Annotated in this window: 19 protein-coding genes; 5 read left to right on the forward strand and 14 right to left on the reverse strand. The window is 38.4% G+C overall.

Annotated elements, in window-relative coordinates; genetic code table 11:
• Positions 1-638 precede the first annotated feature (638 nt).
• The 9 genes from TY13_RS06305 to TY13_RS06345 form a co-directional block, all read right to left on the reverse strand.
• Positions 639-1,568: an ABC transporter permease gene (locus TY13_RS06305; protein ID WP_052344243.1), complete on the reverse strand. Its 930-nt coding sequence runs from the start codon at positions 1,566-1,568 to the stop codon at positions 639-641.
• A complete protein-coding gene (locus tag TY13_RS06310) occupies positions 1,546-2,469 on the reverse strand; it encodes an ABC transporter ATP-binding protein (protein WP_042473221.1) in 924 nt (307 codons plus the stop codon). The genes TY13_RS06305 and TY13_RS06310 overlap by 23 nt, the downstream gene beginning before the upstream one ends.
• A 1-nt stretch (position 2,470) precedes the next feature.
• Positions 2,471-3,181 (reverse strand): ATP-binding cassette domain-containing protein, encoded by a 711-nt coding sequence (locus TY13_RS06315; RefSeq protein ID WP_407637707.1) that lies wholly within the window; start codon positions 3,179-3,181, stop codon positions 2,471-2,473.
• Positions 3,178-3,534 carry a GntR family transcriptional regulator gene (locus TY13_RS06320; RefSeq protein ID WP_154661570.1) on the reverse strand — a complete coding sequence of 119 codons (357 nt, stop codon included), beginning with the start codon at positions 3,532-3,534 and terminating at the stop codon, positions 3,178-3,180. Before TY13_RS06320 ends, TY13_RS06315 begins: the two co-directional genes overlap by 4 nt.
• Entirely contained in the window at positions 3,528-4,304 is a 777-nt protein-coding gene (locus tag TY13_RS06325) for a hypothetical protein (protein ID WP_042473230.1), read from the reverse strand. The genes TY13_RS06320 and TY13_RS06325 overlap by 7 nt, the downstream gene beginning before the upstream one ends.
• Before the next feature lie 322 nt (positions 4,305-4,626).
• Positions 4,627-5,313 carry a cyclase family protein gene (locus TY13_RS06330; protein ID WP_042473232.1) on the reverse strand — a complete coding sequence of 229 codons (687 nt, stop codon included), beginning with the start codon at positions 5,311-5,313 and terminating at the stop codon, positions 4,627-4,629.
• Positions 5,314-5,339: 26 nt separating this feature from the next.
• A complete protein-coding gene (locus tag TY13_RS06335; RefSeq protein ID WP_042473234.1) occupies positions 5,340-6,785 on the reverse strand; it encodes an aldehyde dehydrogenase family protein in 1,446 nt (481 codons plus the stop codon).
• A gap of 24 nt (positions 6,786-6,809) precedes the next feature.
• Positions 6,810-7,553, reverse strand: a complete 744-nt coding sequence (locus TY13_RS06340; protein WP_042473236.1) for an SDR family NAD(P)-dependent oxidoreductase — start codon at positions 7,551-7,553, stop codon at positions 6,810-6,812.
• Between the two features lie 19 nt (positions 7,554-7,572).
• Entirely contained in the window at positions 7,573-8,658 is a 1,086-nt protein-coding gene (locus TY13_RS06345) for a tartrate dehydrogenase (RefSeq protein WP_074432937.1), read from the reverse strand.
• 187 nt (positions 8,659-8,845) lie between these two features.
• Between TY13_RS06345 and TY13_RS06350 the strand changes: the two genes are divergently transcribed.
• Positions 8,846-9,544, forward strand: coding sequence for a FadR/GntR family transcriptional regulator (locus TY13_RS06350; RefSeq protein WP_042473239.1), 699 nt, complete (start codon positions 8,846-8,848; stop codon positions 9,542-9,544).
• 158 nt (positions 9,545-9,702) lie between these two features.
• Here the strand turns inward: TY13_RS06350 and TY13_RS21110 are convergent, their stop codons facing one another.
• The 4 genes from TY13_RS21110 to TY13_RS06365 all read right to left on the reverse strand — a co-directional run bounded on the left by TY13_RS21110 (position 9,703) and on the right by TY13_RS06365 (position 12,813).
• Positions 9,703-9,825 carry a hypothetical protein gene (locus TY13_RS21110; RefSeq protein WP_268258003.1) on the reverse strand — a complete coding sequence of 41 codons (123 nt, stop codon included), beginning with the start codon at positions 9,823-9,825 and terminating at the stop codon, positions 9,703-9,705.
• 222 nt (positions 9,826-10,047) lie between these two features.
• Positions 10,048-10,518, reverse strand: coding sequence for a dihydrofolate reductase (locus tag TY13_RS06355; RefSeq protein ID WP_042473242.1), 471 nt, complete (start codon positions 10,516-10,518; stop codon positions 10,048-10,050).
• Between the two features lie 213 nt (positions 10,519-10,731).
• Positions 10,732-11,388, reverse strand: a complete 657-nt coding sequence (locus TY13_RS06360; RefSeq protein ID WP_042473245.1) for an exosporium glycoprotein BclB-related protein — start codon at positions 11,386-11,388, stop codon at positions 10,732-10,734.
• A gap of 339 nt (positions 11,389-11,727) precedes the next feature.
• Complete coding sequence (locus TY13_RS06365) at positions 11,728-12,813, reverse strand: hypothetical protein (protein WP_042473247.1); 1,086 nt, start codon at positions 12,811-12,813, stop codon at positions 11,728-11,730.
• Positions 12,814-13,040: 227 nt separating this feature from the next.
• Here TY13_RS06365 and TY13_RS06370 point away from each other — a divergent pair, with 227 nt between their 5' ends.
• The 4 genes from TY13_RS06370 to TY13_RS06385 all read left to right on the forward strand — a co-directional run bounded on the left by TY13_RS06370 (position 13,041) and on the right by TY13_RS06385 (position 15,237).
• The gene (locus TY13_RS06370; protein ID WP_042473251.1) at positions 13,041-13,694 is read left to right on the forward strand and encodes a BMQ_0737 family morphogenetic spore coat protein; all 654 of its coding nucleotides are present in this window, start codon (positions 13,041-13,043) and stop codon (positions 13,692-13,694) included.
• 80 nt (positions 13,695-13,774) lie between these two features.
• The gene (locus TY13_RS06375) at positions 13,775-14,350 is read left to right on the forward strand and encodes a hypothetical protein (protein ID WP_042473254.1); all 576 of its coding nucleotides are present in this window, start codon (positions 13,775-13,777) and stop codon (positions 14,348-14,350) included.
• Positions 14,337-14,585: a hypothetical protein gene (locus tag TY13_RS06380; RefSeq protein WP_042473256.1), complete on the forward strand. Its 249-nt coding sequence runs from the start codon at positions 14,337-14,339 to the stop codon at positions 14,583-14,585. The genes TY13_RS06375 and TY13_RS06380 overlap by 14 nt, the downstream gene beginning before the upstream one ends.
• Positions 14,575-15,237: a coiled-coil domain-containing protein gene (locus TY13_RS06385; protein ID WP_042473259.1), complete on the forward strand. Its 663-nt coding sequence runs from the start codon at positions 14,575-14,577 to the stop codon at positions 15,235-15,237. Before TY13_RS06380 ends, TY13_RS06385 begins: the two co-directional genes overlap by 11 nt.
• A 75-nt stretch (positions 15,238-15,312) precedes the next feature.
• On the opposite strand, the gene TY13_RS06390 is transcribed toward TY13_RS06385, so the two are convergent.
• Entirely contained in the window at positions 15,313-16,254 is a 942-nt protein-coding gene (locus TY13_RS06390) for a thymidylate synthase (protein WP_042473263.1), read from the reverse strand.
• Positions 16,255-16,265 lie beyond the last annotated feature (11 nt).

Raw genomic sequence — 16,265 nt, forward strand, 5'->3', positions numbered from 1 at the left:
GTAATATTCCGTCGTAATCTCTGTTAAAAATAGGTATTTCCCATTATGTTATGTATAACAAATAACTAATATACAAAATCAATAAACATAGTACCAAATATATAAACAGACATGATTTTTTATATTATTCTTAAAAAGATTACACAAACAGATTTTGGATATGGATTTGTTCCTAAAGAATTGTCCGACCTTTTACCAACATCAACTGGTCGAAAGATGGAAACTAAGCAAAGCTGGAATATAAAAAAATACAGGGATCTATTCTATGTAGATAAAATCCCAAGTTTAGAGTCTGGATGGTACATTGAGTATGCAATAATTTTATTTTAAAGCAAGTATAGAAAATCAAATTATTTTTATCAAAATTATGCAATAAACCTTGATTTGAAATAAAAAATAAACAGAAATTTACAAGCAAAGTGATTGCACAGCAAACTAAAGCCTCCACTTTGCATAAATGCTAGTTAAAGTGGAGGCTTGCTATTTTCTCGCGTTTATTTCAAATTTACAGAATTCCATAATACAAGTACTAGCAAAAGAATTGAATGTTATATCTGTACTTATTTTTGGCAGCCAAGCCAGTTCAAAAAGCGTTGTACTTTCTCCAAAAAATCAGCCATAAATAAAACAACCCATACCTAAGCCGTTACATCACGCTTCATAAATGACCAGTAGCTAATCACAAGGAAAATGAGTGCGTACACTGCTAAAACTGTAATAGAGAATGGCATTGTAACGCCAGTTAGCATATGCTGACCACCATTAGCGTACTGCGTTAAGTCCGTATGTGCGAGCCAAATATATTTAGCAAATGAGTATTTGCTCAAAAGCATGACAACCATCCCGCCCATAAAGGATAAAAACATTGTAAGACCAATTGCTAAAGCACTTGAGCGGAACACAGAGCCTATCAAGAAGGCAAAGAGTACGGACATAATAAAATTACCTGCTGATAAACTTGAAACCTCCATTAGATTTTTCCAAACATTCACCTCTTGCACTTGACCATTTACAACCTCTAGTAAAGTACCTGTATTTCCATTAAATAAAATGAATGCGACGATCCATACTAATGCAAAATTAACCGCAAGCATAAAAAGACCATAAATAAATGTTGTAACAAGCTTTGAAGTTAAAATTTTTGCACGTGAAGCTGGGCGTGTTAATAGCATTTTAATCGTTCCAGTTGAAAATTCACTTGAGACGATACTTGCACCTACAATGACAGCAAATAGCGTAACTATAGTTATGAGATCCACGCCAAAATCCATAAAATCAGCTACTGTCATACCATTTGGTGGTGCGATATCATGCGCTAATCGGTATTCAGAAATTGTTATTTCATCTTGTATATAAGAATTAGATGCAGCATCTTCCTCAGCAAGTATTTGTGTGTACGTTTCAATTTGTTCTTTTTCTACTGTGTGCCAATCACGTGTTTCTCGCTCTTCATAGTACTTATTTAAGCCGCTAAATGCGATAATGATGACAACTAGAATACCAAGCATTGCCCATGTCGCTTTTTGATGCCATAATTTCATCCATTCATTTTGTATGAGATTCAGCAATTTGTCCGCCCCCTGTCATTTCTAAAAACTGCTCTTCTAATGTTTTTTGCTGTGGTTGAATAGCAAAAATATTGACTTGCTGTGCAACAAGTTCGTTTACAAGCTGTGGTACTTGCTCCTTTGGTATTTGAAGCTCCAAGCCCTTCGCCTGTACGATATATTCGATTTGTAGCTGCTGTGCAACTTCCTGTACCTTCGCTAAAGGCTCTGCCTCAACGTAATAAACAGTTTCAGCCTCATTATGCATCTCTCTAATATCAATCAACTGACCATTTTGTATAATCGCAATACGGTCACACATTAGCTCTATTTCAGAAAGTAAATGGCTCGATACGAAAACAGAAACGCCTTCTTCAGCCGCAATTTTACGCAAATATGTGCGGAATTCACGAATACCAGCAGGGTCTAAGCCATTTGTCGGTTCATCTAAAATTAAAAACTTCGGTCGGTGCAATAGCGCTTGAGCTAAGCCTAGGCGCTGACGCATCCCTAAAGAATAAGTTGATACCTTTTCATGGATACGTTTCTCTAGTCCAACTTGACGCACAACCTCATCAATTCGTTCTTTGCTAACTTGACGATGCATACGTGCAAAATGCAATAAGTTTTTATAGCCTGACATATATTTATACATCTCAGGATTTTCAACGATAACCCCTACTTTGCTAATCGCTTCCTCATAGTGCCCTTGAAGTGACTGCCCCTCAATTAGCACCTCTCCCTCTGTTGGGTGCATTAAGCCTGTCATCATACGAATCGTCGTTGTTTTCCCCGCACCATTCGGCCCTAAAAATCCAGTAATTTGCCCTGGATACAAATCTAAATTAAGACTATCAATCAGCTTTTTCCCACGAATAACTTTCGTTAAATTGCGTAGCTGTACAATTGGCTGTTGCGCCATATTAATTCATCCTCTCTTTATGCAATGCTTTCATCCACTGTACTGCATCTTGGTTATGTTCATCACGAATTACCTCTAGCTGTTCATGTGCAACAATGCGTCCACCCTGCAGTAATAATACCTCGTCTAAAATCGGTTCTACCTCATAAAGTTCATGTGTTGATAAAATAATTGTCTGCGTCTCCATATCCGTAAATCGAATTAATCCTTTTATCAAAGAATCCTTCACCATCGGATCTAATCCGGCAAATGGCTCATCCATTACATAAAACGGTACTTCACGCCCCAAAGTTGCTGCCATTTTCACACGACCGCGCTGCCCTTTTGATAATTGACGCAGTTTCCGACCGCGCTCAATTTGCAAAAATTCACCAACAATCGAGGCCTTCTCATATGAAAAATCAGCAAACTGTGTTTCGTAAAAGCGAAATAGCTGCTCAACCGTATAAAATTCATAAAATAAATCAATATCAGGTAAAAAGGCGATATTAGCAGCAGTCGTTCTCGTCACTCGTTTCCCATCTAATGTAATGTCGCCTTTCGTCGGTCGTAAAATACCTGTTATCAGCTTTAATAATGTCGATTTTCCTGTACCATTTTCCCCGACAACGCCTATTATTTTACCGAGCGTAAATTCACAGGATACATTTTGCAAAACAGGTCTATTTATATATGAAAAGCTAATGTTCGAAAGCTGTAGCAAACGTCTCACTCCTTTTGTTGTAACAGTTGTAGCATTTCCTCTTTCGTAAAGCCGAACGATGCAATCGACGCTAAAAAGCTTTCAGCAAGCTGCTCCTTCATGCTGTTTCGCAGCTCGTCAAGACGCTGTTCATCAGAAGTAATAAAAGTTCCTTGCCCTCTTTTCGTTTCCGTTAATTGCATCAGCTCCAGCTCCTTATAAACACGTTGTACTGTATTGACATTAACGCCACTTTGTACCGCATATTCTCGTACAGATGGCAGCTTATCACCTAAACGCAAATGTCCTTTTATAATATCTCCGCAAATCCGATCGACTAACTGACTATAAATCGGTTTATCGCGTGTAAAATCCGTCATGATTGCGATACCACCTTTTCGAGCCACTTGGAGCTCACTATAAATAAAACGGTAATACAAAGGGCATAAAACACGAGTTGGACTAAATAAATTGAGCCGACATAAAAGAAAACGTCATGGTTAGAAGGCTGTAAATAATTCTCAATTGGCTCTAATGAAATATAGCCATGCTGCACTATTGCACGAAACCATGCACTATCCTCTATTTTCGTTAATATATAGCCAACAAAAATTGCGAAAGGAACTGTAATGACCACCGCTAGCTTGCCAATATAGCACTTAAGCTGTAAATAGAAAATATAAAAAACATGCATATATGCCAAGATTAAAAGCTGTAGGCCTGTTAAGCTAATCGTCATCGCTATACTTGCAATAAACGCTTTAAATATTGGCCATTCCAATTGCGCTGATACCATGATAAATCCGCTACAAAAAACAACAAATGTAAAAATAATAAACATACATATACTGAATAATGCCTTTGCGCCAAGCAGGCAATAAATGGATTGCGGTGAATGCAACCACACTTCTTTACGGTTAACATCCATTCGTATGCTTGTAATATATTGGGTAGGCGTAGCCATAACACCTAATGAAATTGCAAAAAACAGAAACATAATTATTAATTCATTTAGCCCCATAGATGTCTCTACATTTTTATCTATAATATACGGTACTCCAAGCACTAATAATGGCCCAACTACTAATAATACAAAGACATTCCCACGCACAACTACCCACTCTTTTTGAAATAATGCTAAAAAGCTTTTCATTCATTTCACCTCGCGTTCTAGTGTAATAGTTAAATAGTACACTAAGATTAAAAAAAAAGCAAAACGAAAAGACATAATAAAATTAAAAAGTATCTATTATAAGCATTTTAGTTTAAACAGATTTCTTCTTCACAGACCTGTTTATTAAGCTTATTTTTAGTGTTCATCTGCGATTAAAATATCTCCATATCTCAAAATTATTTGCAGATGTTATTTTAATGCGATGCTAGTCGGCATCCATAATTAAAAAGTAACTTTAATAAACCCATTCAAGGATTCATAAAAGTTACTTTTTTACATTCATGTATTTTTAAATTAGCTTTTATTCTTCAACTTCAACAATGACATTGACGATTGATGCATCGTGATCTTTGATGCGAAGTGGAGCAGTGAAAGCAGAAAGCAGTTTTTTACCAATCAACGGCTCTGGATTGATGTCTTCATAAATAAGCATTGTTGGTTCTTCATATTTTTCATGGTCTAAAAAAGCATGATGAACAAAATAGCCGTTTCCTTTCGCTTCCGTTAAATTTTCAATACTCAATGTATCAATGGCAACCGCTTTGCATTTTGGCAATTTCGTTCGAATATATTCAGCAGCTTCTGGAGATACTGCTGGGAAGTTGTTCGAATACTTCTCGAAATCGGTATTTCTATATTGCCAATGACCCGTGTTGAAAATTAAAATATCTGCTTCCTTCAATTCTTCATATTCCTCTAGTTTTTCAACCGTAATAAAACCATTTGGACCTACTGGGCAATCGATTAGCAAAGGTTTTCGATAAATAAAGTCTTCAATTGGAATCGCATCTATCCCCTTACCGTTATTCATATGATGGCGCGGCGCATCAACATGCGTTCCTGCATGTAAATACATAGTCAATACACTACCATTCCAGTCATCCCCTTTATCCAAACGCTCTCTCGGTTCTAATCGCACTTCAGGTAAACCTGGATAAACTGGCATTCCTTCATAAATCGGGTAACCTATTTCAACATACTTCGACATAATAATACACCTCTTCTATTTTATTTTTAAATTTCGTATTTTATAGCGATATTTTTTATTTGCTGATAGTTCATTAAAGCAAGATGGCTTTTTTCTCTACCAATTCCGCTTTTTTTATACCCTCCAAAAGGCATTTGGATTCCTCCAGCAGCTCCGTAACTATTGATAAATACTTGTCCTGATTCTACCCGAGAGGCTGTGTAATGAGCCACATCAATATTAGCTGTCCAAATACCAGTGACTAACCCATAGTTGGTACTATTAGCTAAACGAATTGCCTCTTCTGGATTATGGAAGGTGAACACACTAAGAACAGGACCAAAAATCTCTTCTTGGGCTATCGTACTCTCATGGTTCAAGCCGTCGATAATTGTTGGCTCAATATAAAAGCCTCCTTCATATCCAGCTACTGTTATAGCATTTCCTCCTACCACAATCTGCCCTTCTTTTTTGGCTTGCTCCAATTTTTTCAGGATTTGCTCATATTGGCGCTTATTCAAAATCGGTCCCATATCCGGATTTTCTATACCAGCGCCGATTTTCAAAGTTTGGAACCGTTCCTTCAACATCGTCACAAACTTATCTTTTATTTGAGCTTCAACTAAAAGACGTGAGCCTGCGGAACAGGTCTGACCAGCATTTTGGATAATTGAGTTCAATACACCATTCGCCGCCTTTTCTAAATTGGCATCCGCGTAGACAATATTCGGTGACTTACCACCAAGCTCTAATGTTACAGGCACAATATTCTTTGCTGCTGCCTGCATAATCGAAGATCCCGTTTTTACTGACCCTGTAAATGTAATTTGATTAATTCCAGGATGCGATGCTAGTTTTGCCCCAGCTTCAGAACCAACTCCTGTGATGTGCTGAAATATACCTTTTGGCAGTTTACTTTCTTTAAACCATTCAGTAAGTGCGTGTGCTGTCATAGGCGTATCTTCTGCGCTCTTTACAATTACTGCATTCCCAGTGGCCAGTGCTGCTGCCACACTTCGGGAAATGATTTGCAACGGATAATTCCAAGGTACAATATGCAATGTTACACCCATCGGCTCTAGAACTGTCACATCTAGTAGCCCATCTTCAATCGGAATACTGTCTCCAAAACTTTTATCGGCAGCACCTGCATAAAACTCAAAATAACGCGCCGCTGCTTCTACATCCGATTCGGCTTGAAAAAGTGGCTTTCCAACATCCTCTGTTTCCAAGCGACTTAAACGCTCTTTGTTTGCTCGGATAAAAGCTGCCATTTCATATAAAAGCTGTCCTCTTTCATAAGGCTTGAACGCTCTCCATTCCGCGCTTTCAAAAGCCCTTCTTGCTGCTGCTACTGCCTCTTCAACCTGATTATCCGTTGCATTTACGATTTCTGCAATCATTTCTCCGTTAGATGGATTATAAACAGGCAACCATTCATCTGAATCTCCTCCGACCCATTCGCCATCAATTAACATAGGAATCTTTTTCATTTCCCTCACCTCCTTGAATCTTCTTTACAATCCTCTTCCTCCGTCAACATGGAGAGAAGCCCCTGTAACCATTCGTGAACCGTCTGACACAAGATAACTGACTGCTTCAGCAATATCGTCCGGCTGAATCAATTCTCCAAGCGGAACACTATTTTTGAACACCTCTTTATTCAGCCCACCCTCTTGCTGTTTAACCGAGGAGAACTGCCCTAGCATATTCGTATCTGCTGGGCCAGGGTGCAAGACATTCACACGAATTTTGTCGGGTGAAACTTCGATAGCAAGAGCCCGTGAAAAAGCCTCTACCGCACCTTTTGATGCAATATAACTTTGCAGACCTGGTCTTGGTCTTGCTACTGACACAGAGCCAACATTCACAATAACACCTGAACCGCCTTTTTTCATATAATGAACTGCTTCTTTACAAGTCAGAAATACTCCTGTAGCGTTGACTGACAAAATTCGGTTCCACTGCTCAAGTGAAACATCCCCAATCGATGTAGCCGATTGCGCAATTCCCGCAATATTGACTAAACCATCAATTCGTCCAAACTTACTGAAGGTTGCCTTAAATACATCACGAACTTGTTCTTCATCCAATAAATTTACTTGCTGTGAAACAAATTTGGAATCCTTAATATCCTTCATTGCCTCCTTGTTCATGTCCAATCCAACTATTGTAGAGCCCTCGCCTAACAACTTAGCGACTACTGCTTTTCCCATTCCTCCACCAGCACCTGTAACAATAATGACTTTTCCAGTATCCATCTTTACAATCCCCTTCCCTTTAATTAATCGTTTGTTTTCGGCTCAGTATCTTGCTCGTGATTTCATTGCCAACATCACTTGTGGTTGAATTTCCACCTAAATCTGGCGTCCGCACTTTTCCTTCTAGAAGCACCTCTTCTATAGAGTCGAGAACGATTTTCGCCAAATCTGGATAACCGAGATGCTCTAGCATGAGGCTCGTACTCCAAATTTGCGCAATTGGATTTGCTATCCCTTTTCCCGCAATATCTGGAGCCGAACCATGAATCGCTTCGAACATCGAAGGATACTCTTTTTCAGGATTGATGTTACCAGAAGGAGCCAAGCCCAGACCACCTGAAATCGCCGCCCCTAAATCTGTTAATATATCACCAAATAAATTACTTCCAACTACTACATCAAAAATTTCTGGTTTTGCTACAAAAAAAGCAACTAATGCATCAATATGATAAAATTTTGATTCGATGTCTTTATAATCTTTGCCAATTTCCTTTACTATGTTATCCCAAAACGGCATAGAGAAATTAATAGCGTTCGATTTCGTCGCTACAGAAAGTTGCTTTGATCCTCTTTTTCTTGCCAATTCATAGGCATATTTTATTACACGCTCACTGCCCATTCTTGTAAAAACACTATTCTGAATAACGACCTCATATGGAGTACCAACATGCAAATGACCTCCACTATTTGAATACTCGCCTTCTGTATTTTCACGTACTACGACAAAATCAATATGCTCTACTCCTTTATTTGCCAAAGGGCTTTCAACACCTTTTAGAAGCTTAATTGGTCGTAAATTGATATATTGATTGAATTGCTTTCGAATTGGCAGGATGAGCTCCCAGACAGAAATATGGTCAGGCACTTCAGGTGAGCCAACTGCTCCGAATAAAATGGCATCATAGGCAGCCAATGTTTCCAGACCATCCTCAGGCATCATGCGACCTGTTTCGATATAGCGCTTACAGTTCCAATCAAAAGAATCGATTCCAAAATGCAAGTTTCCGTGAATTTCCTCCACTGCCCCCAACACCTTAATTGCTTCCTCCATCACTTCTGGCCCAATTCCATCTCCCGGAATATTAGCAATTATGAATTTCTCCAAACAAAACACTTCCTTCCCAATCGACTACATACTACATATGATGTACTTAATTTAAATGATAACACCTCCATCATTCTTTGTAAATGTAATATTCTGATAATTGTGAATTTCATAAAATTTATACGAAACTTTGCCTATACGATATAATCTATAGAAAAGAATGTAAACCAATCGGAGGAACCACCCTATGCAATTTGAAAAACTAACAAGTTCTAACAAAATATCATCTGAAATCGTTTCTCTTATTAAAACTAAATTATTAAATGGAACCCTGAAAATTGGCGATAAATTACCTACGGAGTCCGAAATGGTTGAACAACTCGGCGTTAGTAGAACCCCAGTCAGGGAAGCAATAAAAATACTAGAATCAATTGGCGTTATTCATATTAAACGTGGTGAAGGTATGTTTATTACGAATAATCCTTCTCATTTTTCCTTAAATCCGTTAATTTTCAGTTTGATTATGCACAGCAATAATACACAAAAATTGATAGAATTTCGGCAACATTTTGAGATTCTTATGATTAATATTATTCGCACTAAATGCTCCGAAAAAAATCTTAAAAAAATTGAGGAAATCTATCTTAGTCAAATCGAACGCCTAAAGCCTGAGCTAAGCCCTGAAGAATTAGCCGATATCGATTTAGAATTTCACTATGCAGTTCTGGAAGCGACGGAAAATGCTTTTGTGATTGAAATCGGCAAAACAATCTATGAATTGTACAGACCTAAAATGATTGCCTCCAAACAATCCAGTAGTATCGAACGAACGCTTAATACCCATAAGCACTATTTAGACTTACTTTACCAGAAAGATGGAGCCGTTAGTGAAGAGCAAATCAACGCAATGATTTTAAATAATCAAGTATGGCTAGAAGAAGAGTGAGGGGTTATCTTCCACTTCCTTTCATCCAATTTACAATTTTCATGGTGTTGACCTAAAGTTATGGCAAATATTTTTCCCATGAATCTCAATTTATTAATTAAAGAATTATAAAAAAGGAGTAACAGGAAAGCATCTGCTTTTCCGTTACTCCTTTTTTATTATTTTGTATAAGATAGTACTGCGTTTTTGCTAAAGCTTTGTAATGCTATTGTTGCCTCTTCTTTGTTTGTGTACTCAAAAATACGAACATCCTGTTGCTCAAATACTGTAATTACCCACATATTAAAATCCTCCATTCAGTTTTTAGTATTATAACAGACACAAAATATTAACAACTGTTTTATAACAACTTCTTAATTAGTATTCTACACCTTTTCAGCAAAAAGAAAAGACCCTTTTTCCATTTTCACAAATTGTTCAAGGAATAAATGAATTTCTTGAACAAACCGTGACAGTCAAAAGGAGCTGATGAGAAAAGTATTCCTTCTCATCAGCTCCTACTGTTATTTTTCAAAAATACAATAAGTGAAATAATAGCCTTCTTCCGCTTGTACTGGCTCAAGTTTGCTGACAAGCTGCCAGCCCTCGTATGCGGGGAAGTATGTATCTCCTTTAAAGGCATAATCGATTTCTGTAATATATAAGCGATCCGCTACCTCCAATGCTAGCTTGAAAATTTGCTCTCCGCCAATAATCATAATTTCAGGCTCGTCCTTCACTAATTGCAACGCGTCATCTAAGTTAGTGACTACTTCAATATTCTCCGCTCCATAGGATGCATTGCGTGTAATAACAATATTACGTCTTCCTGGCAAAGCCTTGCCAATCGATTCAAATGTTTTGCGCCCCATAATAATTGGCTTGCCCATCGTCATTTCTTTAAAATACTTTAACTCACCAGGTAAATGCCAAGGCATCTTATTTTCATAACCGATTACTCGATTTTTATCATGTGCTACTATTAATGAAATCATTTGACCCCTCCTTCAATCCTTTTCTAAGCATATACTTTAAACGCTGGTACGGCAATATTTTGATGACTACTTCAGACGAATAAGCTACGCTTCAATTAAAACTAACAATCAGAGGGGATTTTCGCACGTCCCCTCTAACTGAAGTTCGACCTTATCATTCATTATCCTCTAGTAGGCGTGAAAATATACCGCATTTACCCATGCGTTTGTTTATTATGCGATATTTAAGCCTGCGCTAGCTGCACCTGTAATAATCGCTGTATCCAATAATCCTCCTGGACCAGTTACAGAGAATACCATAACTAATGTATCACCTGCTGCTACTGGAATTGAAGGTAAAGTCGCTGTTCCTTGCACTGTTTGCGCTAATGTTATAGGACCTACGATTGCTGGGTTCAATGTAACACTTGCGCCTGGTATAGCTGTGTAAGTTGTGCTACCAGCAGGGGCACGGTAAACTTGTGCAGTTACTGTAAAGCTTCCTGTTGCAGCAGCGACTGTTGCTGTAAAAGACGCTGAAATCGCTGTTAATAGGCCTGCGCGTGGCATAGAAAAAGCTTCTGTTACTGGTACAGCAGGTAGTGTACCTGTCGGAAGTGTAATTGTACCTCCAGCTAGTGAAACACCAGTCACAGATGTACCAAAACCAATCAAGCTACCTGTACCAACTAATCCACCTGCAATTGTTGTTAACACTGCCGGTACTGTACCAGAAGAAAACGGAATAATCGCTCCACTTGTAACAATAGGACCTGGTGGTGTTACAATACAAGCTGCATCAATCGCTTGAAATGGGCCGCTTGATACGCAGTTTTTAGAGCCTGATGAACAGCCACAATCTCTGTGACGCTTAAAATATTTATTTGTCATTGTTCCACCTCCTTTCGTCTTTATCCTATTCACAGAGAGAAAGGAGTGAAGGGCTAACAACTACGCTATTTTCATGTTTTATTTTAATTCAGCAAAAAATCCTCTATGGTGAGATGTTTTTCTTTGACTTTTATCGGGTGTTTGTACATCCAGTGAAATAGAGAAACCCCGCCATCTACACGCGCAACGTCTGAGTGGTCAACGTCGTGCTGCCCTATTTTTGAAAATGAGCCTGCGCGACGCAGGTCAGTTAATCGGTGACGCGTGTATTGACGGCTTAAGATTAACTTCCACTTAGCTCAAAAAAATTTGGATTAGAGTTAGCCAAGTTGGTTTTAATCATTTTTTTCTGAAAAAATCCAAGAATGCTGCGTATTTCCCTTTTTTCTTCGGGTTTGGTGTTTCCTTGTTTGATGATTCATATTGTTCGTGAGATGCAGTTACTCCTACTGTTTCGAGTGGAGCAATTTCATTCAGTGGCTCTGCATTTAATGTATTATTTTCATTTTCTGAAACAAACACCTCTACTTCCTCAATAGTAACCTCTTGTATTTGGAGGTTCACAGATTCGGCTTCTTGTTGTATTATCTCCATTTCTTCAATGTCAATATCTTCTGACTGAATGCTCATAGATTCAGCTTCTTGTTGTATGACATCCACCTCTTCAATGTCCTCTATTTGATGAACCATAGCTTCTGGTTGCATTACCTTCGCTTCTTCAACATTAACATCCTCTGTCTGAAGAACCGAAGCTTCTTGTTGTCTGACATCCATTTCTTCAAATGTCATCATTTCTTCAATTAACAATCCCTGATTCATTATTTCTGCTGTTTCAGTATTTTTTGGTACTTCAACTGCTACCTGCTGTGGAACTGGGGCTTGTTGCTGTATCAATGGCTTTTCATTATTTTGTGGAACAAATGATTCCCCTACATCTTTTAAAACCATGGCTCTATGTGCATTGCGATATAAGCCGTTATGCACATTGCTTGGGTATGTGTAGACGGATTGGAAATAATGCTCATTAAAATGCTTCGTCCCTAACACCACATTTTCCTGACTACTTATTTCCATATTCACCTTTTCCCTAATCTTTTTAGGATGTAATAGTTGCTGCAATTGTCGATAAGAAAGCTCTTGATCATTATCTATTTGTCGACCATTCATTTGTTTTAACTTATACATCATTAATTGTTCAGCCTGTTCGTTAAAATTCGGTATATATTCCTCTAAGCTTTCCTCTGTATCCACAAATTCTTTAGGTTTTTGCAACTGACTTTTTAAATTTGCGATTCGTTGTTTCATTTGTTGCAATTGCGCTTTTGCATTATTATTTTGCGCTTGTTCCAGCTTCTCTTTACATGCTGCAATTTTCATACGAAGCGCTTCAAAATCATGTTGTGTACCTTGACTATAGTCGTTCATTCGCTATCCTCCTTTCTATTTGTAAAGACCAACAACCAGTCGAAATGCACCAGTTGAAGTTTCACTTTATACCGTATTTTATTGCAATCATCAATAGATGTGACTAGAGTAATGTACTTGTTTTCAGTAAGTCTATTACAGCCCATTTTGAATGCCTATATACTACTGTTAGCGCGTCATATGATACAAACGAAAGAAAAAAACTTATATGGAGGTGTCAACAAAATATGCAAGAAAAAATGTCATCGCAAGTACGCGAGCTAATTTGTATCAATGTCGACAAAGTATACGATTGGATCGTTAAAGAGCTTACTTTCGAGCTTACGCCAACGGGAGCTATTGCTTTCCCAACACTACCAGCAGGTATTGATTTAACAACTGCGTCAATCCAATGTCGAGTAGTGCCGGACACATCAAACCCTGTTGTTATTTTAAGTCGTGAAAATCGTCAAGTTACACTTGCAGGAAGAACTGTTACGCTACAACAATTAACGATTCGAAAAAACTTCATCGTTACAATCGTAGTTAAAACAGCTAACTGTATGATGTTTGAAAGTGCACCATTCAACGTTTCTCGCTGCGAGCACGTTACGTTATGCGCACCTAAAGGTACAGAAGTTCAAGTAACATACACAGATTTAGATTGTTTCGTATGTTCAACAGGTACTGCAACAGCAGACTTCCCTGTAGGCGGTACACCAACAATCACATTTACTAACTTATCTTTAAATGTGACGGTTTGCCAAAGCATTCAATCTACTTTCCCAGTAACGGTTGAATTCTTAGCAGAGTACTGCGAGCCTCGAGCAGATTTCCATAGCGCTTGCTCACCAGCAGTTCGCCCGCAAAAATGTGGAAACATCTTCCCACATCACTGTTAATAGTGCTATTAATACTTTCTTCAACATATTGTAAAGAGAGGCTTCTGTCCTCTCTTTCTTTCATGTAAGGAGGTAATTATTTGAAAATTATAGAAAAAATAAAGCAATTGGAGCAACAAACGACTAATTATATAAACGCCGTTCAACAACAGCTTGAGCAAAAAGCTTTGGCTAAAGAAGTACAATTTATCAGCTATTTCACCTACGCTATGACACTCTCACATGACCCAGAGCAAGAAAATTTTTGCTTGGGCTCCTACCATATTTGGAATACTGGCGAACAACCTATTACGAATCCATCTATCTATTTACGACTACATAAAGATGCACCCTTCGCTTTTTCAGGGAAATATATTGTCGGTCAAATGAAGCAAGCATTTCGTGAGCAGCTTATATGGGAACGTTTTAAAGATGTCAAAAGCAAGCATGAGCTTTGGTTTAAACCAGTTAATAAAACGATTATTGCGCCAAAGGAAATGATTATTTTCCCACATTTCCAGCTTACTTGGACACATCAAAAGCCATATTTCGGGCTTTTAGAAGGCTGGACATACTGCGACGAGATGCCTGAAGGAAGCCCAGTGATAAATCCATTAGACATTTGTAGTGTAGGATATGCAGAGGAAGGGGCGAATGCACATAATGACCCAACATAATATGAAAAAAATAATTTCTGATAAAGTACAGCAGCGCGGAGATGCAAGCTTTATGTATTTAGAAAAAGACACGCTGCAAACCGTGCTTCAGCATCTGTTACAAAGCTCTCCTCCCCCATTAGTAGAGGTACAAGACGTAGCTACCGAGCTTGATAGGCTCATTGCACAGCAACAGCAGCAGTTTGAACGGTTATTAGCTAACTTGTCAGAAAAGGAGGCATATAGTGGAGAATGAAAATATATCCGAGCTTGAGCAAACAATTCGTTTGTTAGAGGAAGAATTAGAAAAATATCAAGATACAATGAACACGCAGGAATCCGCAAAAATTATTGAATTAGAGCAGGAAAATAAGCAGTTACAAGAAGAGAAAAAGGGGCTAGCCTTCGAATTAAAGAAAAAAGAAAAGGAATGGCAGCAACAGGCTTTGCTTTATAAACAAACAATCCAAGCTTTAAAAATTGAGCGCAGAAAGAAAATTATGCAAATTTCATCCTTGTTAGAGGAAAAAAAGAAACTCCGAGCGCTCAATAAACAATTAGCTGCATCAAAAAATCAATTCCAGCAGGCATCTACTGTCAAAGACTCAACAATAGCAAAAATCGAACAAAGGCTAGATATATTTATGGAGCAAACAACACGCCAACTAACAGCCACTACAAACAAACTTGAACGAGCCGCTAATACAATACAAAATCAGCTAGCCAAATATGAAGCGGAAGAATCCACTACCCTACCTGACGATTCACTCTCCACACTCGAAAGCCATATGCAGCAGCTTTTCGCTCAATCGGTCTATGTTGAAAAGCAGCTTCAAGCAAAACTAGCATTATTACAGGAAGTGGAGCAACAATTAGCTTTATTGTCCGATGATTTAGATCCATCATAATGACAAAACTTAAAAGCGCAAGAAATCGATTTTTGGAAAATTGATTTCTTGCGCTCTTCTTATGTGAAATTCATATTACACAGCAATCGGTGCTTTAATTGTTGGGTGTGGGTCATAGCCCTCTATCGTTAAATCAGCAAGCGTCATATCGAAAATGGATTTCCCTTCAGTCATACGCAGTGTAGGCAATGCGCGTGGCTCGCGGCTTAATTGTTCGTTCACCTGCTCTAAATGATTGCTATAAATATGCGCATCTCCTAAAGTATGAACAAACTCCCCTACCTCTAGCCCACACTCATTTGCGATTAAATGTGTTAATAGCGCGTAAGAAGCGATGTTGAAGGGTACGCCTAAAAATACATCTGCGCTACGCTGATAAAGCTGGCAAGATAGTTTGCCGTCAGCTACGTAAAATTGGAAAAATGCATGGCAAGGTGGTAGCGCCATATGATCCACCTCAGCAGGATTCCATGCCGTCACAATAAGCCTGCGTGAATCAGGATTCTTTTTAATTTGCTCAATGACATTGGCAATTTGATCAATCGTTTCGCCATTAGCTGCTGGCCATGAGCGCCATTGCTTCCCATAAACTGGCCCTAAGTCACCATATTTTTCAGCAAACTCCTCATCCTCAAGCATACGTGCATTAAATATTTTCATTTGCTCATCTAAAGTTTTAGCAAACTCTTCATCCTTTGCGGCACGCAATCCGAAATTCGCCATATCAGGTCCTTCATATTCCGATGATTGCACCCATTTTTCAAATGCCCATTCATTCCAAATATAATTGCGCTCCGCAATTAAAGTACGAACATTCGTATCGCCTTTTAAAAACCACAGCAGCTCTGACGCAATTAAGCGAAACAGCGTGCGCTTTGTTGTCAGTAAAGGGAATCCTTTCTGCAAATCAAAGCGCATTTGATAACCAAAAACACTAATTGTCCCTGTTCCTGTACGGTCTTCTTTTTTATTGCCATTATTTAAAATGTGCTGACATAGCTCTAAATATTGTTGCATGATTTAACCTC

Origin of the sequence: Bacillus ndiopicus (assembly GCF_000612805.1) — a bacterium.
Classification (GTDB): Bacteria; Bacillota; Bacilli; order Bacillales_A; family Planococcaceae; genus Metasolibacillus; species Metasolibacillus ndiopicus.